The sequence below is a fragment of the Streptomyces armeniacus genome (genome assembly GCF_003355155.1).
GTDB classification, from domain to species: domain Bacteria; phylum Actinomycetota; class Actinomycetes; order Streptomycetales; family Streptomycetaceae; genus Streptomyces; species Streptomyces armeniacus.
This window is the reverse complement of record NZ_CP031320.1, coordinates 2,449,460-2,468,037: the sequence shown is the minus strand read 5'-3', so window position 1 is coordinate 2,468,037 and position 18,578 is coordinate 2,449,460. Positions and strand designations below refer to the sequence as shown.

Sequence of the window (18,578 nt, the reverse complement as noted above, 5' to 3'; positions counted from 1 at the left end):
CGTCCTGGCCGGGCCCCGGCGCCCGGCCGTCCTGGCCGGGCCCGGCGGTCAGTGCCAGGCCGGCGGCCGTCCGGCGCCTATCGCGCCGCGCGTGCTGGAGGTCATGAAGGCCGCCAGCACGCCGCCTATCAGCCCGAAGAGGTGCCCCTGCCAGGAGATCCCGGCCGAGGTGGGCAGCACGCCCCAGAGGATCGAGCCGTACAGCACGGCGACAACCCCGCCCAGCGCCACGTCCGTGATGCGCCGGTCCACGAAGCCGCGCACCACCAGATAACCGAACAGCCCGAATACCAGCCCCGACGCGCCCGCCGTGTTGCTGTGCTCCGGAGCGGTCACCCACACGCCCAGCCCGCTCACGACGATGATCGTCAGCGCCACCGCCAGGAACCGGCCGGTGCCGCGCAGCGCCGCCATGAAGCCCAGCACCAGCAGCGGCAGCGTGTTCGCCATCAGATGGTCGAAGCCGAAGTGCATGAAGGACGCCGGGATCACGTCCAGCAGCTCGTCGGCGCGCCGTGGCTCTATCCCGAAGGTGTCCAGCGCGTTCCCCGTGGCCTGGTCCACCGCCTCCAGCACCCACAGGAGCCCGACCCAGAGCAGGATGAGCAGGGCCGCGGCCTTCACCCTGTAGCTTGATTCGCTCGCCATCGTCCTCTCCATCCCCCAAGAGAGCCGGTGCTGTCACCGGTGCGCGTACGACGTTCGCGCCGTTCGTCCGTTACAACGCCACAGGGGGTGTCCGGAGTTCCCGGCGCCGTCAACGGCCCCGTCAACGGCCCCGCGAACAGGCGCGGGAACGGACCCGCCCCCGTGTCCTGTGCCCGCCCGCGGGCGTCGTAGTCTCGAAGGCGTGAATTCCAGCCAGCGCCGCCCCTGGGTGGTAGGTGTGTCCGGCGCGTCCGGAACGCCCTACGCCGCCGCCGTCCTCCGCGCGCTGCTGCACGCCGGGGAAGCTGTGGACCTGGTCGTGAGCCGGGCCGCCCGGCTGACCGTCCTGGACGAGACGGGCCACCCGTTCCGCGACGCCCACGCCGCCGACGACCTGCACCGCTGGCTCGCCCGCGGCGCGGACGGCACCCCCGACGCGTACGACCCGGACGTCAGCGGCGTACGCCACTGGCCCGCCGGCGACCTGGCCGCGGGGCCGTCCTCGGGCTCGTATCCGGTGCGCGGCATGCTGATCGTGCCGGCGAGCACCGAGTGCGTCGCCGGTGTCGCGCTCGGGCTGTCGAAGGACCTGCTCCAGCGCACCGCCGCCGTCACGCTGAAGGAGCGGCGGCCGCTCGTGGTCGCCGTCCGCGAGACCCCGCTGACCGGCACGACCCTGCGGCACCTCGTCACGCTCGACGAGGCCGGGGCCGTCGTGCTGCCGACCTCGCCCGCGTTCTACGCCGGCGCGCGGGGCATCCAGGACCTCGTCGACTTCGTGGCCGGACGGGCGCTGGACGCCGTCGCCGTCCCGCACAAGCTCTACCGCCGCTGGGACCCGACCGCGGACCGCACGACCCAGGACCGTTCGACCCCGGACGGGTCGCCCGCGGATCGTACGACCCTGGAACGGACGCGAGGCACCGGCGGCCCGATGCCTTAGATTCGTATCCGAAGAATCCAGGAGTCTGCGAATCCCAGGAGAACGGAAGGCCCGGTACGCATGGACGCGGTGGACAGGCAGCTCATCCAGGCGCTGCGCGAGAACGGCAGAGCGTCGTACGCCGAGCTGGGCCGGCTCGTCGGCCTCTCCGGCCCCAGCGTGACCGACCGCATCAACCGGCTGGAGGCGGCGGGCGTCATCACCGGCTACCGCGCCACCGTCCACGCCCCCTCGCTGGGCCTCGGCGTCACCGCGCTGATCGGCATCCAGCTCTCGGACGCAGTGGACCACGAGGAGGTCGCGTCGCGGCTGCGGGACCTCGCGGAGATCGAGGACTGCTGGTTCATCGCGGGTGACGACTCGTTCATGCTCAAGGTGCGGGCGGGCGACATCGACGATCTGGAACGCGTCATCCGGCGGCTGTCCGGGACGAAGGGCGTGTCCCGCACGCGTACGACGATGGTGCTCTCCACCAAGTGGGAGAACCGCGTCGGCGAGCTGCCCGAGGACGCGTAGCACCCCGTACCACGCCCGTACGGCGCCGTACAGAGGGGCGGGGCACAAACCGCGGCAGCCGGGGGAGTACGCTCGAAAACCGCTCATCGCAGACCGAGGGAGGCGCGTGCGCATGGACGCTGGACTCAAGCGCGAGCTGGAGGAGAAGGTCCGTTCCGGGCAGCGGCTGACCCGCGAGGACGGCATCGCCCTCTACGAGTCCGACGACCTCGCCTGGCTTGGCGGCCTCGCCCACGAGGTGCGTACGGAGAAGAACGGCGACGTCGTCCACTTCAACGTCAACCGGCACCTCAACATGACCAACGTGTGCACGGCGTCCTGCGCCTACTGCTCGTTCCAGCGCAAGCCGGGCGAGAAGGACGCGTACACGATGCGCATCGAGGAAGCGGTGCGGCTGGCCAAGGCCATGGAGGGGGAGAACCTCACCGAGCTGCACATCGTCAACGGCCTCCACCCGACGCTCCCGTGGCGCTACTACCCGCGGTCGCTCAGCGCCCTCAAGGAGGCGCTGCCGGACTCGGTGTCGCTGAAGGCCTTCACGGCGACGGAGATCCACCACTTCGAGACGATCTCCGGGCTGGACGCGAGCGAGATCCTGGACGAACTGATCGACGCGGGCCTGGAGTCGCTCACCGGCGGCGGCGCCGAGATCTTCGACTGGGAGGTCCGCCAGCACATCGTGGACCACGCCACCCACTGGGAGGACTGGTCGCGCATCCACCGGCTCGCGCACCAGAAGGGCCTCAAGACGCCCAGCACGATGCTGTACGGGCACATCGAGGAGCCCCGGCACCGCGTCGACCACGTCCTGCGGCTGCGTGAACTCCAGGACGAGACGGGCGGCTTCCAGGTCTTCATCCCGCTGCGCTACCAGCACGACTTCGTGGACATGCAGGACGGCAAGGTACGCAACCGGCTCCAGGCGCGTACGACCATGGCCAGCGGCGCCGAGGCGCTGAAGACCTTCGCCGTGTCCCGGCTGCTGTTCGACAACGTGCCGCACGTGAAGGTGTTCTGGGTCATGCACGGCGTGCAGACCGCTCAGCTGGCGCTGCAGCACGGCGCGGACGACATGGACGGCTCGGTCGTCGAGTACAAGATCACGCACGACGCGGACAACTTCGGCACCCCCGACAAGCTCACCCGCGAGGACCTGCTCGACCTGATCCGAGACGCGGGCTTCCGCCCGATGGAGCGGAACACGCGCTACGAGATCATCCGCGAGTACGACGGGCCCGACCCGGACCGCCGTGAGTCGCCCCAGCCGATGCGGGTGTGAGTGCGCGCATGACCCTCCGCTTCGTCTCCGGGCCGCCGCTGGAACCACGCGTCACCGAGGGCATCACCGCCCTCTGGGCGGACGTCGTGAACGCCGGCGGCGCGGTCGGCTTCGTACCGCCGGTGACGCGGGAGGACGTACGGCCGGAGCTGCTGCGGTATCTGAACGGGATGGCCGAGGGCAGCGTCCGGCTGGTGGCCGGGTTCGACGAGCGCGGCGAGGTCGCCGCGACGGCCTTCCTGACGCTCAACTCCCACCGGCTGATGCGGCACTGGGTGTGGCTGTACACCGTGATGGTGCACCCGTCCCTGCAGGGCACCGGCACCGGACGGGAGTTGATGGCCGCCGCGGCGGACGCGGCCCGCGACCTCGAGGGGGTCCGGGGCATCCGGCTCACGATGCGCGGCGGACGCGGGACGGAACGTTTCTACGCCTCCTGCGGCTACAAGGAGGTCGGCCGCGTGCCGGACGCGATCAGGGTGGCCGACGGCGAGTACGAGGACGATGTCACCATGTGGATGACACTCCACTGAGTCGGATCGGACGAAGGAAGAGAAGGCCGTGAGCAGCACCTCACACGCAACGCTCCGCTACACCACCATGCGGCTGGGCATCTTTGTCGGCTGCCTCGTCCTCGTCGCGGTGCTGGCGTACGCCGGAATCCTGCCCGAGGGCATCGGCGACTCCAACCCGCTGTGGATCTTCCTGCTGGCCCTGGTGATCTCCGCGCCGCTCAGCTTCGTCCTGCTGCGCGGGCAGCGGGACGCGATGGCACAGCAGCTGGCCGGCGGAGTGGACAAGGCGAAGGGGAAGCTGGCCGCGAACCGCAGCATGGAGGACGACGCACAGGACGCGTCCGGGGGCGGTACGGGCGGCGGTACGGCGGACGAGTCGCCGCGTACGGCGTGAGAGCCGAGCAGCCGCGTACGGCGTAATCCGCGTCACATCCGAAACAGCGCCCCGCCGGGAATCACCTTCCACGGCGGGGCGTTGTGCGTCTTCGTGGCGTTACCCAAAGAGAAGCTTTGGGTACATCAAAGACGTGGTGTTAGCGTGAGCTCCGTGACGACAGCGGCCCCCTTCTCCGACGCGACGAGCGCGATGCTCGTCGCGCGGCTGCACGTCGACCTCTGCCGCTGCCTCTCCGCGGCCTGTCAGCGCCGCTGACCAGCGGCCGGACTTCCGCTCCGGTGTTCGCTCTGCTCCGCCTGCGCTCGCTCACGTCCCCTTTTTCCGTCCTCACCGGAGTGTGTCCGTGTCCACTGATACGTCCGCGTCCGCCGCGCCCGCACCCGCGCGTGTACGCATACCCAAGGTCCCGTTCTGGGCCCAGATCCTGGGCGGTCTCGTGCTGGGCGTCCTGCTCGGCTGGGCCGCCCGGCACTGGGAGATCGACTGGCTCGGGACCACCCTGACGAAGATCGGCGAAACGTTCGTACAGCTGCTGAAGCTGGCCGTCGCGCCCCTCGTCTTCTTCGCGATCGTCATCTCCATCACCAACCTGCGGAAGGTGTCCAACGCCGCACGGCTCGCCACCCGCACGCTGCTCTGGTTCATGGCCACGTCGCTGATCGCCGTTGCGATCGGCCTCGCCATCGGCCTGCTCACCAACCCGGGTTCGGGCACCGGGCTCAGCGCCCGTGACGGCGCCGAACCGGAAGAGAAGGGCAGCTGGCTGGACTTCCTCACCGGCATCGTGCCGACGGATGTCATCACGCCGTTCACCGAGCTCAACGTCCTGCAGATCGTGTTCATGGCCGCCGTGGCGGGCATCGCCGCGCTCCGGCTGGGGCCCAAGGCGGAACCGCTGCTGACGCTCGGCGAGGCCGTGCTCGCGCTGCTCCAGAAGGCGCTGTGGTGGATCATCCGGCTCGCGCCGCTCGGTTCGCTCGGCCTGATCGGCACCGCGATCAAGGACTACGGCTGGAACCTCATCAGCCAGTACGCGACCTTCACCGCCGACATCTACATCGGCTGCGCCATCGTCATGTTCGGCGTCTACCCGCTGCTGCTGGCCACCGTCGCCAAGGTCAACCCGGTGCAGTTCTTCCGGGGCGCCTGGCCCGCGATCCAGCTGGGCTTCGTCTCCCGCTCGTCGGTCGGCACCATGCCGCTGACGCAGAAGGTGACCGAACGCCTCGGGGTGCCGAAGGAGTACGCGTCGTTCGCCGTGCCGTTCGGCTCCACCACCAAGATGGACGGCTGCGCCTCCATCTACCCGGCGATCGCCGCGATCTTCGTCGCCCAGATCTTCGGCATCGACCTCGGCGTCGGCGACTACCTCCTGATCGCCTTCGTCTCGGTGATCGGCTCCGCCGCCACGGCGGGCCTGACCGGCGCCACCGTGATGCTCACGCTGACCCTCTCCACGCTGGGCCTCCCGCTGGCGGGCGTCGGTCTGCTGCTGGCCATCGACCCGATCCTGGACATGATGCGGACGGCGACGAACGTCGCCGGGCAGGCGCTCATCCCGGTGCTCGTGTCGGCCCGCGAGAAGATCCTGGACCTGGAGGCGTTCAACAGCGCCAAGAGCTTCAGCCTGGACGATCTGGAACGGGACGAGGCGCGGTCCGCGCGTACGCCGGACGGCGACCGCGACAGCGACGGTGACCGCGACCGCGACGCCGCCGGGGAGGGCGCGCAGCCGCTGCCCGCCTGATCCCTGCCGCCCTTTCTGGTGCCCCTTCTGGTGTCGGCCCGGTCCGTCCGGGCCGGCACCAGACCCGTTTTGGATCCGTTTCCGGCCAAGCGCCGCCCGTTTCCGGCCCGTTTCAGTTCCGGTCGCATTCGCCGGTCAAACCGTCGCGTATGTGCGGCCGTTCGGAACGGGCCGGTCGGCATGGGCCGTCAGCACGCTCCCGTACGCCGGACGCGCCCGGGGAACCGGGGGTGTGGGCGCGCTTCGGCGTAGCCTGACCACTGTTGACGCTCGGGGGACGGCGGGGTGGAGGAGCACAGAGGTGGGGACGAAGGCAAGCAAGCGGGTGCCAAGGGCTGTCCGCGAACAGCAGATGCTCGACGCGGCGGTCGAGGGATTCGCGCGGTACGGCTACCGCGCCGCGTCCATGGACGACATAGCGGAGGCGGCGGGGGTCTCGAAGCCGCTGGTCTACCAGTATCTGAAGTCGAAGGAAGAGCTGTTCACCGCGTGCATACAGCGCGAGGCCGCCGCGCTGGTCGCGGCCGTGCGCGCGAGCACCGAGGACGGCGCCGGCTGGGTGTCCGCCGACCGGCGGCTGTGGAACGGCCTGTGCGCCTTCTTCGCGCACACCGCCGCCCACCCGCACGGCTGGGTGGTGCTGCACCAGCAGGCCCGTACGCAGGGGGAGCCGTTCGCGCGCGAGGTCGCCGTGCTGCGTACGGAGATCACGGACCTGGTGACCTCGCTGATCGGGAAGGCGGCGCGGGACGCGGGCTGCGCGGACGACGTGCTGGCGGAACGGGAGGTGTCCGGGCTGGCGCACGCGCTGGTCGGGGCCGCCGAGTCGCTCGCCGACTGGGCCAACAGCCGCCAGGAGGACGCGCCTTCGGCGAAGGAGACGGCGGCCACGCTCATGAACTTCTGCTGGGCGGGCCTGGAGAACCTGATGAAGGGCGCCCGCTGGACACCCGGCCGCTGAGGTGCAGAGGCGGCTCGCCGCCGGCCGTGCCCGCTCCGGTGGGCGCGCCACGTAGCTCGAACGAGCCGTTCCGCTCGCCGTAGGCGACGGTGGCGGGGAGCAGCACGGGGGCACGGAACTCCGCCGAGAGGGCGAGCTGTTCGGCGCTCCCCGCGCTCCCGGTGCCGGTGCCTCCGGTGCCCGTGCCCCCGGTGTTCTGCGCTTCCGCGAGGCAGCGCGCGACCAGCCACATGCCGTGCGCGATGGCCCGCCGGAAGCCGAACGGGCGGGCGGTGAGCGGGTGCAGGTGGATCGGGTTGCGGTCGCCGGACGCCGCCGCGTAGCGGCGCCCCAGGCTGCCCGGCAGCGCCCACTCGGCGCGTACGGGGAGCGGCTCGGCGCGCGCGGCCTCCGTACGGTGCTCCGCGTCACGGTGGCCCTCGTCACCGTGCTCCGCGTCCGTACGGCCGTTCCGCGCGCCCTCGTCGGGGGCGCGCCGGTGCCGGTACAGGTAGGTGCTGCGTGAGCGCCACACCTCCGTACCGTCCAGCCACGCCTCCGTCAGCACGTCGAACCTGCTGCCCCTGCGGTGCGGCGCCAACCCCTCCGCACGTACCCGGAGTTCCGGGCGGTCCGCCGCGCGCAGTGCCCTGTGCTGGGTGATCTCGATGCCCGTGTGCACCAGGCCGAGCAGCGGGAACGGGAACGCGGGGTCGGCCATGAGCCGCATGGCCAGCGGAAAGCCCAGAACGTGCGGATAGGTGGCGGGCAGCAAGGCCCGCGCCGGGGGTGTCACGGGAGGCGTGAAGCCGCAGACGTCCGCGTACGCCGCGAGCTTGCCGTGGTCCACGCGCGCCCCGCTGAGCACCAGTTGCCCGGCGGGCAGCCGTGCGCCGTCGTACGGTCCGCGCTTGCGCAGGGAGCCGAGCGCGCCTTTCGCGAGGGTGGTGGCGAGCATCGTCACGCCCCCAGAAGGCTCTGTCCGCAGACGCGGACGACCTGCCCGTTCACCCCGCCGGAGCCGGGATGCGCGAACCACGCGACGGTCTCCGCGACGTCGGCCGGAAGGCCGCCCTGGGATAGGGAGTTCATGCGGCGGCCCGCCTCGCGGACGAAGAAGGGGACGGCGGCCGTCATCCGGGTCTCGATGAAGCCGGGCGCGACGGCGTTCACGGTGACGCCGTGCTCCGCGGCGGCGCGCGGCGCCAGCGAGCGGACCATGCCGGCAACGCCGGCCTTGCTCGCCGCGTAGTTGGTCTGGCCGGTGTTCCCGGCGATGCCCGCGATGGAGGCGGTGGCGACGATACGGCCGCCCGCGCGCACCGCGCCGGAGCCGAGCAGGTGGTCGGTGGTGCGCAGCACGGCGGCGAGGTTGATGTCCAGTACGGAACGCCAGCGTTCGGCGGACATGTTGGCGAGGCGCCGGTCGCGGGTGATGCCGGCGTTCTGTACGAGCACGTCCAGGCCGCCGGAGGGGAGAGCGGCGGCGATGTCGGCGCCCGCGAAGGGCGTGCCGATGTCCATCGGGAGCGCGCTGCCGCCGAGCCGTTCGGCGAGGGCCGACAGTTCCGGTTCGGACTGCGGCACGTCGAGGCAGACGACGTGCGCGCCGTCCCGCGCCAGCGTCTCCGCGACGGCCGCGCCGATGCCGCGCGCCGCTCCGGTCACCAGCGCCGTACGGCCGGCCAGCGGGCGCGCCGGACCGGCCGCTCGCCGGTCGCCGGAGGTCCGGCCGCCGGAGTGCCCGTCGCCTGCCTCCGGTACGGCGGCGGCCGTGGGGAGCGAGGGGTCCACGGTGATCGACTGGCCGCTGACGTAGGCCGACTTGGGGGAGAGGAGGAAGTGCAGGGTGGACTCCAGGGCGCCCGTACGCACGGTGCCGGCGTGCGCCTCGCCGTGCGCGCCGGGCGCCACCCGTACGCGTACGAGCTGCGCCGTGCACCCCTTCGTCAGCTCCTTGCCCAGTGACCGTACGAACCCCTCCAACGCCTGCTGGGCCGCCGCCTGGTGGTGGTCGTCCGGGGCGGGGACGCTGCCCAGGAGCACCACGCGGCCGTTCGCCGCGAGGCTGCGTACGACGGGATGGAGGGCGCTGTGCACCTCCCCGAGTTCCGCTGCGGACCGAATACCCGTAGCGTCCAGGACCACGGCGGAGAAGTGGGTTTCCGGTCGGGACGTATCGGCGGTTTTGGTGCGGACCGGCAGCCCGCACCCGCCGAGCGCCGCTGCGAGCGCAGCGCCGTCGCATGCCGTACGTCCGGCGGTGAGGTGCAGCAGCGGACCCCCTTCCAGTACGGGCCGCTCCGCCGACCAGCGGTGGAGCCGCGCGGGCTGGGGGAGGCCGAGGCGTCGGGAGAGGAAGCGGCCGGGACCCGTACGGGTCCAATGAAGGTAGCGGTCGGCCATTCCCCAACTCCTCGGCTTCGCGTAAATTTACTTCCGAGTAAGGTTACTCACAGGTCAGGAGTTTGGTCGAGGATGAGTTCCAGCGGCCTCATACGTTCCCAGGTCCCGCGCCGGGTGGCGGTCATCGGCGGCAGCCGCATCCCCTTCGCGCGCGCAGACGGTCCCTACGCGACCTGCTCGAACCAGGACTTGCTCACCGCCGCGCTCGGCGGCCTCGTCGAACGGCACGGCCTGCACGGCGAGCGCGCCATCGGCGAGGTCGTGGCCGGCGCCGTACTCAAGCACAGCCGGGACTTCAACCTGGCCCGCGAGAGCGTGCTCTCCACCGGCCTCGACCCCCGCACGCCCGCGTACGACATCCAGCAGGCCTGCGCCACCAGCCTGCAGGCCGTGATCGCGGTCGCGAACAAGATCGCACTCGGTCAGATCGACTCCGGCATCGCCGGCGGCGCCGACACCACCAGCGACCCGCCCATCGCCATGAACGACCGGCTGCGCCGCATCCTGCTCGCCACCCGCCGGGCCAAGACCCTCAGGGCGCGGACCCGTGAGATCGCCCCCGTACGGCCGAAGCACCTCCTGCCGGAGATCCCCCGCAACGCCGAGCCGTGCACCGGCCGTTCCATGGGCGAGCACGCCGCCCAGACGGCCAAGGAGTGGGGCATCACACGGCTGGAACAGGACGAACTCGCCGCCCGGAGCCACCGCAACCTCGCCACCGCCTACGACAGCGGCTTCCTGCACGACCTCGTCGTCCCCTTCAACGGCCTCGCCCGCGACCAGAATCTGCGCCCCGGCACCTCCGTGCAGAAGCTCGGTGAGCTCGAGCCCGTATTCGGCGTCACCGAAGGCGAGGTCACCGGCGAGGCCACCATGACCCCCGGGAACTCCACCCCGCTCAGCGACGGCGCCGCCACCGTCCTGCTCGCCGGGGAGGAGTGGGCACGGGAACGCGGTCTGCGGCCGCTCGCGTATCTGACCGCGTACGAGACCGGAGCCGTCGACTTCACCGAGGACGCCGGCGAAGGGCTGCTGATGGCGCCCGCCTTCGCCGTACCCCGGATGCTGCGGCGGGTCGGGCTCGGCATGGAGGACTTCGAACTCGTCGAGATCCACGAGGCGTTCGCCTCCCAGGTGCTCGCCACCATGGCCGCCTGGGAGAAGCAGGGCCTCGCGCCGGTGGACCGGAGCCGCCTCAACACCGCAGGCTCGTCGCTCGCCACCGGCCACCCCTTCGCCGCCACCGGCGCCCGCATCGTCGCGACGCTCGCCAAGCTCCTCGCGGAGCGCGAGGGCGCGCGGCCGGGCGCGCGGGGGCTCATCTCCATCTGCGCCGCCGGCGGTCAGGGGGTGACGGCGATTCTCGAACGTGCGTAGGGACTCCGGTCGGACCCGTCCCTTTCCGTGCCGTTCCGCTCCTTCCGCTCCTTCCGCTCGGTCTGTTCGGTCCGCTCGGGTCCGCGGGCGGGCTCGCGGAGCTGCGGGGCGGCGCGGACCAGCTCGGTCACACCGGTCGGCGCTCCTACGCACCGCGCACGCCGTACGCCACGCCGCGCGGCCCCGCCAGGGCAGGGCAGGACCGCGCGGCAGGCGGGGCCCGCGCCCTCCGTACGACCCAGCAGATCCGCGGAATCGGAACCTCCGACCCTCAAGGAGCCGCCATGCCAGAGCAGATCGCCGTCCCACCGGCATCCGCGACCGCCCCCGCCCCCGCCCTCGTCGAGCCGACCCGGCACGTGGTCGACGGGGTCGTACGAGAGGTGTCGGTGCCACCACTCGTGGCGCCCGCGCAGCACGGCTCCCTCGCGGACGTGCCCTTCCACAACTCCGCGGACGCCCCCACGGACGTCGTCCTCAGCCGCAAGCAGCCGGACGGGCGCTGGACGGACGTGACGGCGGCGACGTTCGCCGAGGAGGTGCGCGCCACCGCGAAGGGCCTGATCGCCCATGGCCTGCGGCCCGGCGACCGGCTGGCCATCATGGCCCGTACGAGCTACGAGTGGACCCTGCTCGACTTCGCCGGCTGGGCCGCCGGGCTGGTCACCGTGCCGATCTACCCCACGTCCTCCGCCTCGCAGGCGCGCCACATCCTCCAGGACGCCGACGTGGTGGCCTGCGCCGTGGAGAACGTCGAGCACTCGCGGCTGGTCACGGGCGTACGCGGCGCGCTGCCCGCACTCGAACACCTCTGGCAGCTCGACGCCGGCGCCGTCTCCCAACTCGTCGCCGCGGGCCAGGAGGTGCCGGACGAGGCCGTCGACGAGCGCCGCAGGCTGCTCACCCCGGACACCATCGCCACCCTGATCTACACCTCCGGCACTACCGGCCGGCCCAAGGGCTGCGTCCTCACCCACGGCAACTTCTTCGCCGAGGTCGACAACAACATCGAACTGCTCCACCCGATCTTCAAGTCCGTCAGCGCGGAGCCCGCCTCGACACTGCTGTTCCTGCCCCTGTCGCACGTGTTCGGGCGGATGGTCGCGGTCGGCTGCGTACGGGCACGGGTGCGGCTCGGGCACGCGCCGAGCATCAAGACGGACGAGCTGCTGGCGGACCTGGCCGGCTTCCAGCCCACCTTCCTGCTGGCCATCCCGTACGTCCTGGAGAAGGTCTACAACACCGGCCGCGCGACCGCCGAGAAGATGCGCCGCGCCTCCTCGTTCGACCGCGCCTCGAAGATCGCCGTGCGCTGGGGCGACGCCTGGATCGACGCCCGGCACGGCAGCGGCCCGGGGCCGGGCCTGGGCATCCGGGCGGCCCGCGGACTGTACGACCCGCTGGTGTACCGGCGGATCCGGGCGGCGCTCGGCGGGAAGGTGAAGTACGTCATCTGCGGCGGCTCACCGCTCGGGAAGCGCCTCGGCGCGTTCTTCACGGGCGCGGGGGTCGAGGTGTTCGAGGGGTACGGGCTGACGGAGACCACCGCCGCCGCCACCGTGACGCCACCGCTCAAACCGCGGCTGGGCACGGTCGGCTGGCCGCTGCCCGGCACGGCCGTACGGATCGCGGACGACGGCGAGGTGCTGCTGAAGGGCGGCCAGGTGTTCCGCGGCTACTGGGACTCCGCCCGGCGCGAGGCCGTGCCCGACGTGTCCGACGACGGCTGGTTCCGTACGGGGGACGTCGGCCGGCTGGACGACGAGGGCTATCTCACCATCACCGGGCGCAAGAAGGACCTGATCATCACCTCCGGGGGCAAGAACATCGCGCCCGCGCCGCTGGAGGACTGGCTCCGCGCCCACCCCCTCGTCAACCAGTGCCTGGTGGTCGGCGACGACCGGCCGTACGTCACCGCGCTGATCACCCTGGAACCGGACGGGCTCGCGCACTGGCAGCAGATGCACAAGAAGCAGGAACTTACGCTCGCGGAACTGGCCGAGGACGAGGACCTGCTGCGCAACCTCCAGCAGGCGGTGGACGAGACCAACCGGCTGGTGTCGCGCGCCGAATCGATCCGGCGCTTCGCGGTGCTGCCGCTGGACTTCACGGAGGAGGGCGGGCACCTCACCCCGTCGCTGAAGCTGAAGCGGGCGGCGATCGTACGGGACTTCGCCGAGGAGATCGACCGGCTCTACGCGTGAGGGGCGCGCCCGAGTGTGCCTGAGCGCGTCCGGGGCGGGCGACCGGCCGTGGTGTCACGGCCGGCCGCCCGCCGGAGGCGGTCCGCGGACCGCCTAGAAGGGGCGGTCGCCCGCGATCGCGACCCGTTCGGCGACGCGGCGGTGCGGCGCGTAGTCGTCCACCGCGTAGTGCTGCGTGGCGCGGTTGTCCCAGAACGCGATGTCACCGGGCTGCCAGTGGAACCGCACCTGGTACTCCGGGATGTGCGCCTGCTGCACCAGCTCGCGCAGCAGACGATCGCTCTCCTCCCTGGACATCCCCGTGATGTGGGTGGTGAAGGAGGTGTTGACGAAGAGGAGCTTGCGCCCGGACTCCGGGTGGGTGCGCACGACCGGGTGCTCCACGGGCGGGAACTGGTCCTGGAGCGGGGCGAGCCGTTCGGGACCGTAGAACCGGGAGAAGCCCGGGATGAAGTCGTGCACGGCGGTGGCGCCGTCGATCCGCTCCTTGATCTCGTCCGACAGGTTGTCGTAGGCGCAGCCCATGTCGGCCCACATGGTGTCGCCGCCGACCGGCGGCACCTCACGGAGCTGCAGGACGGCGCCCAGCGCGGGACGTTCGCGGAAGGTGACGTCGGCGTGCCAGACGTTCTCGAAGGTGGGTGTGGCGCTGCCGCCCTTGTCGAACCGCACCACCTCGTCGGAAGCGCCGCGCGCGAGCAGCGGGTTGGTCTCCAGCTCGCCCCAGTGCCGGGCGAAGTCGCGCTGGTGCTCGGGGCTGAGGTGCTGGGCGCGGAAGAACAGCACCTTCCACTCCAGCAGTGCGCGGTTCAACTCCTCGCGCACGGCGGGGCCGAGGGGTTGCGAGAGGTCGAGACCGTGGATCTCGGCCCCGATCACGCGGCCCAGCGGGACGAGCCGGAACAGCTCGTACGGGCGGTCCTCCCAGCCCTCGGGGACGCGGCGCAGGGTGCGGCGGCCCTCGTAGATGCCGCCGTCGGGGACCCGGGCGGCGCGCAGGCGGGGAGTGGGGGCGGGGGTCGCGGTCGTGGTGGATACGACGGGTTCGGTGCGGGTGCCAGCGGTGTGCGGATCGGTCAGAGACACAGAGCTCTCCTGGCTGCAGGGGTGAATGAGGACGTACCAGCGGGATGAAGGCGCTGACGTGCCGCAGCTAGAGACCGGACCGCTCGCACCCGTCGCGGTCCGGGACACCGAGGGTGCCTGCCGCGTATGACGAGTGCTGCATGATCATGCATGCCATTCTGGGAGCGGCCGCCGGCAGTGTCAATCCCACCTCCGGGTGCCGCTCCGCCCCGCACGCCGCCGCGTGTGCCGCTCACTCCCTGCGTGCTCTGGCCTCCCTCGCCGCCCGGCAGCCCCGGCGAAGGCGACCCCCGAAAGGAGCCCCCGGTGACCGCAGAGACCGGCCCCACCACCCCGACCGGCCTGCCCGTGCTCGCCGTTGATGCCCTGCGCAAGGCGTACGCGCTGCCCGGCGGCGGCCGCCTCACCGCCGTCGACGACATCGGCTTCACCGTGCCCGCCGGCGGCTCCCTCGGCATCGTCGGCGAATCCGGCTCGGGCAAGACGACCGTCGCGCGGATGCTCGCCGGCCTCGTACGGCCCGACGCGGGCACCGTCGCCGTCGCGGGCCGCGTACGGGACAGACGCACGCCCCGCGGGCGTACGGCGCGGCTGGCCCGGGCCCGGGAGATCCAGATGGTGTTCCAGGACCCGTACGTCTCGCTCGACCCCCGGCTGACCGCCCGCCAGTGCCTGCTCACCGCCCTGCGGCTGCACGGCAGCGCGCCCGCCGCGGCCGAGCGGCGGACGCTGCGGCTGCTCGACCAGGTCGGCTGGGCAGCAGCGAGGCCGCGGCCCGCCCGCACACCCTCTCCGGCGGTCAGCGTCAGCGCCTGGCCATCGCCCGCGCGCTCGCCGTGGACCCCGCCGTGCTCGTGCTGGACGAGGCGGTCGCCGCGCTGGACGTGTCGATCCAGGCGCAGATCCTGCACCTGCTGCTGGAGATACGCCGCGAGACGGGCGTCGCCCTCGTCTTCGTCAGCCATGATCTGGCCGTCGTCCGGCACGTCACCGACGAGACGCTGGTGATGTGCGGCGGCCGTGCGGTGGAACAGGGGCCGACGGCCCGGGTGCTGGACAGCCCGGAGGACGCGTACACGCGCGCGCTCCTCGCCGCCGTGCCCGGCGAGGGCTGGGACCCGGCCGAGGCCGTACGGGCCGCGGCGCCCGAAGGGGCACACACGGCAGGAGCCCCCGCTGGTGGCGGGGGCTCCTTGGGTGCTGCTCAATCAGTGAAGTGATCAGACGGGGGTGACGTTCTCCGCCTGCGGGCCCTTCGGGCCCTGAGTCACGTCAAAGTTCACCTGCTGGTTCTCCTCGAGGGAGCGGAAGCCGGTGGCGTTGATCGCGGAGTAGTGGACGAAGACATCGGGACCGCCGCCGTCCTGGGCGATGAAGCCGAAGCCCTTCTCGGCGTTGAACCACTTGACGGTTCCGGTAGCCATAAGCCCTCCCTGGGCCTATAAGGGTCGCCCTGCTCCAGAACCTGCAAGAAGTCTGAAAATGACGAGAGCCCGCGGTCACATGCTCCGCAGGCTCTGTACTGCAAGGGAAACCAAACTGCAACTTGCGGCGAGCCTAGCACGGTGATGCTGTGGCGCGGAAGTGCTGACGATCACCCTACGGACAGCCGCCCCGGCCCCCGCCCCGCCCCTGGCCAGACCGGGTCCGCGACCTGCTCGCGGTGCCGGTGGCCGGGCCGGGCGCTGCCGGGCGTACGCTCCGCAGTGTGACAGCACAGCCGAGATACCGCCCCCGCGTCGGGCACATCGAGTTCCTGAACTGCCTGCCCCTCTATTGGGGTCTCGCACGCACCGGCACCCTGCTCGATCTGGAGCTCACGAAGGACACTCCTGATCGCCTCAGCGAACTGCTGGTGAACGGAGATCTCGATATCGGACCGGTCCCGCTGGTCGAATTCCTTCGCAATGCGGACGACCTCGTCGCTCTCCCGGATATCGCGGTCGGCTGCGACGGCTCCGTCATGTCCTGCGAGATCGTCTCCCGGGTGCCGCTGGAGCGGCTGGACGGCGCACGCGTCGCCCTCGGCTCCACCTCCCGCACCTCCGTACGCCTGGCTCAGCTGCTGCTCGCCGAGCGGTACGGCGTCCAGCCCGACTACTACACGTGCCCGCCCGACCTCACGCGCATGATGAGCGAGGCCGACGCCGCCGTCGTGATCGGCGACCTCGGGCTGCGGTCCTATCTGCGCGCCCTCCCCGAGCCGGACCTCGACGTCCACGACCTCGGCCAGCTGTGGAAGGACTGGACCGGCCTGCCCTTCGTGTTCGCCGTCTGGGCCGTGCGCCGCGACTACCTCGAGCGCGAGCCCGAGATCGTACGGGCCGTGCACAAGGCGTTCCTCACCTCCCGCGACCTGTCGCTCGAGGAGGTCGCGAAGGTCGCCGAGCAGGCGGCCCGCTGGGAGCCCTTCGAGGCCCGCGTCCTGGAGCGCTACTTCACGACGCTCGACTTCCGGCTGGGCACGGAGCAGCTCGCCGGCATCCGGGAGTTCGCGCGCCGCACCGCCGGCACGCTCGGCTTCGACGAGGACGTACGGGTGGAGCTGCTGGACGGCTGACGATCGCGTGTGACGTGCCGTACGCGCCCCCTAAGCTGGTGCGGGAGCGCCCGCGCGGGTCATGGGGGAGGACACACACGATGCAGCCGCTCGATGCCGACGATCCGCGGGTCATCGGGGAGTACCGGCTGCTGCGCCGGCTCGGCGCGGGCGGCATGGGGCGGGTGTATCTGGGCCGCAGCCCCGGCGGCCGTACGGTCGCGGTGAAGGCGGTGCATCCGCGCTTCGCCGCCGACGACGAGTTCCGCGAGCGCTTCCGGCGCGAGGTCGACGCGGCCCGCCGGGTCGGCGCCGCCCCGCCGGGCGGCGGCCTCGCCTGGACCGCGCCCGTGCTGGGCGCGGACCCGGACGCGCGGGTGCCGTGGGTCGCCACCGAGTACGTCGCGGGCCCCACGCTGCAGCAGGCGGTGGCCGATCACGGTCCGCTGCCCGAGACGTGCGTACGGGCGCTGGGCAGCGGGCTCGCCGAGGCGCTGGCGGCGGTGCACGGGCTGGGCCTGGTGCACCGGGACGTCAAGCCGTCGAACGTGCTGCTCACCCTGGACGGCCCGCGGCTCATCGACTTCGGCATCTCCCGCGCCACGGACGGCACCTCGGTGCTCACCTCGACCGGCGTCTCGATCGGTTCGCCCGGTTACATGTCGCCCGAGCAGGTGCTCGGCAAGGGCCAGGTCGGGCCCGCCTCGGACGTCTTCTCGATGGGCGCGGTGCTGGCGTACGCGGCGACGGGCGGGTCGCCGTTCCCGGGCGACAGTTCGGCGGCGCTGCTGTACCTGGTCGTGCACGAGGAACCGGAACTGGACGGGCTGGCCGGTGAACTGCGCGAGCTCGTCGCCGAGTGCCTGGCCAAGAAGGCCGGGGACCGGCCGGACCCGGCGTCCGCCGCGGCGCGGCTCGTGGGCCCGGCCGTCGCGGGGGCGAGCGCGCTGATCCGTCCCGGCTGGCTGCCGGGCCCGCTGGTCGAGCAGGTCAGCCGGAGCGCGGTCGAACTCCTCAACCTCGAGCCGGAGACGCCGGACGAGGCGGCCTCGGGCCTCGTGCCCTTCACGCACAGCTCGCGGTCACCGGCCGAGGAGTGGCCCGGCGCGGCCCCCGGCGACGGCACGGACGTACGTCCTCCCGCCGGGCGGTGGCCGACACCGGCCGGCGCGGAGCCCGTCGCGGAGCCCGGTCCGGCGCCCGCCGGGGGAGGGGCGTTCGGCCCGCCCGACCCGTCGGCGCCCCCGGCGCAGAGCCCGTCCGCCCAGGTCCCCGCCGTGCCCGCGCAGGCCCAGAGCCCCGTCGTGCCGCCCGGCCTCGCACCCGTACCGCCCCCGCCCGAGCCGCCACCGCCGCCGCGGCGCGGCCGGTTCTCCGTCTCGGCCAACGCCACGACGAGCACCGCCGCCAACCCCGACGGCAGGCCGCGCGGACGGCAGTTGAGCTGCACTCTCGTGCTGTCCGTGGCCGGCGCGCTGGCGGTGGCGCTGATCACCGGCACCTTCGTCTTCGACCTGCTGCCCGGCGGCGGCGGAGCGAACGAGAGCGGCAAGGACAACGGCGGGCAACCGCCTGGCGTGACCGAACCGCCCTCCCCGACACCCAGCGCCGAGCCCACCGCGGGCGATGTGCCCGCCGCGTTCCTCGGCAAGTGGCGCGGCAGCGTGAAGATGGACAGCGGGCTGCCCGGCGGCACCCTGACCGTCACGTTCAAGAACGGCGCGAAGGGCGACCGTATCGCCCAGGGCAAGGTCGAACTCGCCGGCCTGTCCTGCCCCGGCTCCTGGAAGCTGACCTCCGCGAGCTCCGACAAGCTGCGTACGGACGGCTCCTCGCCCAGCAATGTGCAGGGGTGCACCAACGGCAGCACGAACGAGGAGTTCACGCTCCGGAAGGACGGCACGATCCGCTACGAGTCCAACGACGACGCGGGCGGCAACGTCGCCGGGACACTGCGCAAGATCGGCTGAAGGGGCTGGCG

At 72.2% G+C, this 18,578-nt stretch carries 16 protein-coding genes and 1 pseudogene; 12 read left to right on the top strand and 5 right to left on the bottom strand.

Annotated elements, in window-relative coordinates; all coding sequences use genetic code 11:
- Window positions 1-48: 48 nt before the first annotated feature.
- Window positions 49-648, bottom strand: a complete 600-nt coding sequence (locus DVA86_RS10755) for a rhomboid family intramembrane serine protease (RefSeq protein WP_208877695.1) — start codon at window positions 646-648, stop codon at window positions 49-51.
- A 202-nt stretch (window positions 649-850) separates the two neighbouring features.
- Between DVA86_RS10755 and DVA86_RS10750 the strand changes: the two genes are divergently transcribed.
- The 7 genes from DVA86_RS10750 to DVA86_RS10720 all read left to right on the top strand — a co-directional run bounded on the left by DVA86_RS10750 (window position 851) and on the right by DVA86_RS10720 (window position 7,006).
- Window positions 851-1,591, top strand: a complete 741-nt coding sequence (locus DVA86_RS10750; RefSeq protein WP_208877694.1) for a UbiX family flavin prenyltransferase — start codon at window positions 851-853, stop codon at window positions 1,589-1,591.
- A 60-nt stretch (window positions 1,592-1,651) separates the two neighbouring features.
- The gene (locus tag DVA86_RS10745; protein ID WP_208877686.1) at window positions 1,652-2,107 is read left to right on the top strand and encodes an Lrp/AsnC family transcriptional regulator; all 456 of its coding nucleotides are present in this window, start codon (window positions 1,652-1,654) and stop codon (window positions 2,105-2,107) included.
- A 112-nt stretch (window positions 2,108-2,219) separates the two neighbouring features.
- Entirely contained in the window at window positions 2,220-3,386 is a 1,167-nt protein-coding gene (gene mqnE, locus DVA86_RS10740; protein ID WP_208877684.1) for an aminofutalosine synthase MqnE, read from the top strand.
- A gap of 8 nt (window positions 3,387-3,394) precedes the next feature.
- Window positions 3,395-3,919 (top strand): GNAT family N-acetyltransferase, encoded by a 525-nt coding sequence (locus DVA86_RS10735; RefSeq protein WP_208877682.1) that lies wholly within the window; start codon window positions 3,395-3,397, stop codon window positions 3,917-3,919.
- Between the two features lie 28 nt (window positions 3,920-3,947).
- Window positions 3,948-4,295 (top strand): DUF4229 domain-containing protein, encoded by a 348-nt coding sequence (locus DVA86_RS10730; RefSeq protein ID WP_281279278.1) that lies wholly within the window; start codon window positions 3,948-3,950, stop codon window positions 4,293-4,295.
- Window positions 4,296-4,635: 340 nt separating this feature from the next.
- A complete protein-coding gene (locus tag DVA86_RS10725; RefSeq protein ID WP_208877679.1) occupies window positions 4,636-6,045 on the top strand; it encodes a dicarboxylate/amino acid:cation symporter in 1,410 nt (469 codons plus the stop codon).
- Between the two features lie 352 nt (window positions 6,046-6,397).
- Window positions 6,398-7,006 carry a TetR/AcrR family transcriptional regulator gene (locus DVA86_RS10720; protein ID WP_208884588.1) on the top strand — a complete coding sequence of 203 codons (609 nt, stop codon included), beginning with the start codon at window positions 6,398-6,400 and terminating at the stop codon, window positions 7,004-7,006.
- Here DVA86_RS10720 and DVA86_RS10715 read toward each other — a convergent pair.
- Together DVA86_RS10715 and DVA86_RS10710 are read right to left on the bottom strand one after the other, a co-directional pair.
- Entirely contained in the window at window positions 6,939-7,943 is a 1,005-nt protein-coding gene (locus DVA86_RS10715; RefSeq protein WP_208884589.1) for a MaoC/PaaZ C-terminal domain-containing protein, read from the bottom strand. The two genes, DVA86_RS10720 and DVA86_RS10715, sit on opposite strands and share 68 nt — an antisense overlap.
- A gap of 2 nt (window positions 7,944-7,945) precedes the next feature.
- Window positions 7,946-9,391, bottom strand: a complete 1,446-nt coding sequence (locus tag DVA86_RS10710; RefSeq protein ID WP_208877678.1) for a 3-oxoacyl-ACP reductase — start codon at window positions 9,389-9,391, stop codon at window positions 7,946-7,948.
- Between the two features lie 72 nt (window positions 9,392-9,463).
- On the opposite strand from DVA86_RS10710, the gene DVA86_RS10705 reads away from it, so the two are divergent.
- Entirely contained in the window at window positions 9,464-10,768 is a 1,305-nt protein-coding gene (locus DVA86_RS10705; protein WP_208877677.1) for an acetyl-CoA C-acetyltransferase, read from the top strand.
- 284 nt (window positions 10,769-11,052) lie between these two features.
- Window positions 11,053-12,972 (top strand): AMP-dependent synthetase/ligase, encoded by a 1,920-nt coding sequence (locus tag DVA86_RS10700; protein WP_425470806.1) that lies wholly within the window; start codon window positions 11,053-11,055, stop codon window positions 12,970-12,972.
- A gap of 93 nt (window positions 12,973-13,065) precedes the next feature.
- Here DVA86_RS10700 and DVA86_RS10695 read toward each other — a convergent pair whose 3' ends face one another.
- Window positions 13,066-13,971 (bottom strand): TauD/TfdA dioxygenase family protein, encoded by a 906-nt coding sequence (locus tag DVA86_RS10695; RefSeq protein ID WP_245997587.1) that lies wholly within the window; start codon window positions 13,969-13,971, stop codon window positions 13,066-13,068.
- Window positions 13,972-14,208: 237 nt separating this feature from the next.
- On the opposite strand from DVA86_RS10695, the pseudogene DVA86_RS10690 reads away from it, so the two are divergent.
- Window positions 14,209-15,278, top strand: a pseudogene (locus DVA86_RS10690) (ABC transporter ATP-binding protein).
- Here the strand turns inward: DVA86_RS10690 and DVA86_RS10685 are convergent.
- Entirely contained in the window at window positions 15,279-15,482 is a 204-nt protein-coding gene (locus tag DVA86_RS10685) for a cold-shock protein (protein ID WP_031008279.1), read from the bottom strand.
- A 284-nt stretch (window positions 15,483-15,766) separates the two neighbouring features.
- Here DVA86_RS10685 and DVA86_RS10680 point away from each other — a divergent pair, with 284 nt between their 5' ends.
- Window positions 15,767-16,618 (top strand): menaquinone biosynthetic enzyme MqnA/MqnD family protein, encoded by an 852-nt coding sequence (locus DVA86_RS10680; protein ID WP_208877676.1) that lies wholly within the window; start codon window positions 15,767-15,769, stop codon window positions 16,616-16,618.
- An 80-nt stretch (window positions 16,619-16,698) separates the two neighbouring features.
- Window positions 16,699-18,567, top strand: a complete 1,869-nt coding sequence (locus tag DVA86_RS10675; protein WP_208877675.1) for a serine/threonine-protein kinase — start codon at window positions 16,699-16,701, stop codon at window positions 18,565-18,567.
- The last annotated feature ends 11 nt before the right edge of the window (window positions 18,568-18,578 follow it).

Coding starts and splice junctions, on each gene's coding strand:
- DVA86_RS10685 (WP_031008279.1), bottom strand. CDS start 15,482: ATGGCTACCGGAACCGTCAAGTGGTTCAACGCCGAGAAGGGCTTCGGC.
- DVA86_RS10700 (WP_425470806.1), top strand. CDS start 11,053: ATGCCAGAGCAGATCGCCGTCCCACCGGCATCCGCGACCGCCCCCGCC.
- DVA86_RS10710 (WP_208877678.1), bottom strand. CDS start 9,391: ATGGCCGACCGCTACCTTCATTGGACCCGTACGGGTCCCGGCCGCTTC.
- DVA86_RS10715 (WP_208884589.1), bottom strand. CDS start 7,943: ATGCTCGCCACCACCCTCGCGAAAGGCGCGCTCGGCTCCCTGCGCAAG.
- DVA86_RS10745 (WP_208877686.1), top strand. CDS start 1,652: ATGGACGCGGTGGACAGGCAGCTCATCCAGGCGCTGCGCGAGAACGGC.
- DVA86_RS10735 (WP_208877682.1), top strand. CDS start 3,395: ATGACCCTCCGCTTCGTCTCCGGGCCGCCGCTGGAACCACGCGTCACC.
- DVA86_RS10720 (WP_208884588.1), top strand. CDS start 6,398: ATGCTCGACGCGGCGGTCGAGGGATTCGCGCGGTACGGCTACCGCGCC.
- mqnE (WP_208877684.1), top strand. CDS start 2,220: ATGGACGCTGGACTCAAGCGCGAGCTGGAGGAGAAGGTCCGTTCCGGG.
- DVA86_RS10755 (WP_208877695.1), bottom strand. CDS start 648: ATGGCGAGCGAATCAAGCTACAGGGTGAAGGCCGCGGCCCTGCTCATC.
- DVA86_RS10705 (WP_208877677.1), top strand. CDS start 9,464: ATGAGTTCCAGCGGCCTCATACGTTCCCAGGTCCCGCGCCGGGTGGCG.
- DVA86_RS10675 (WP_208877675.1), top strand. CDS start 16,699: ATGCAGCCGCTCGATGCCGACGATCCGCGGGTCATCGGGGAGTACCGG.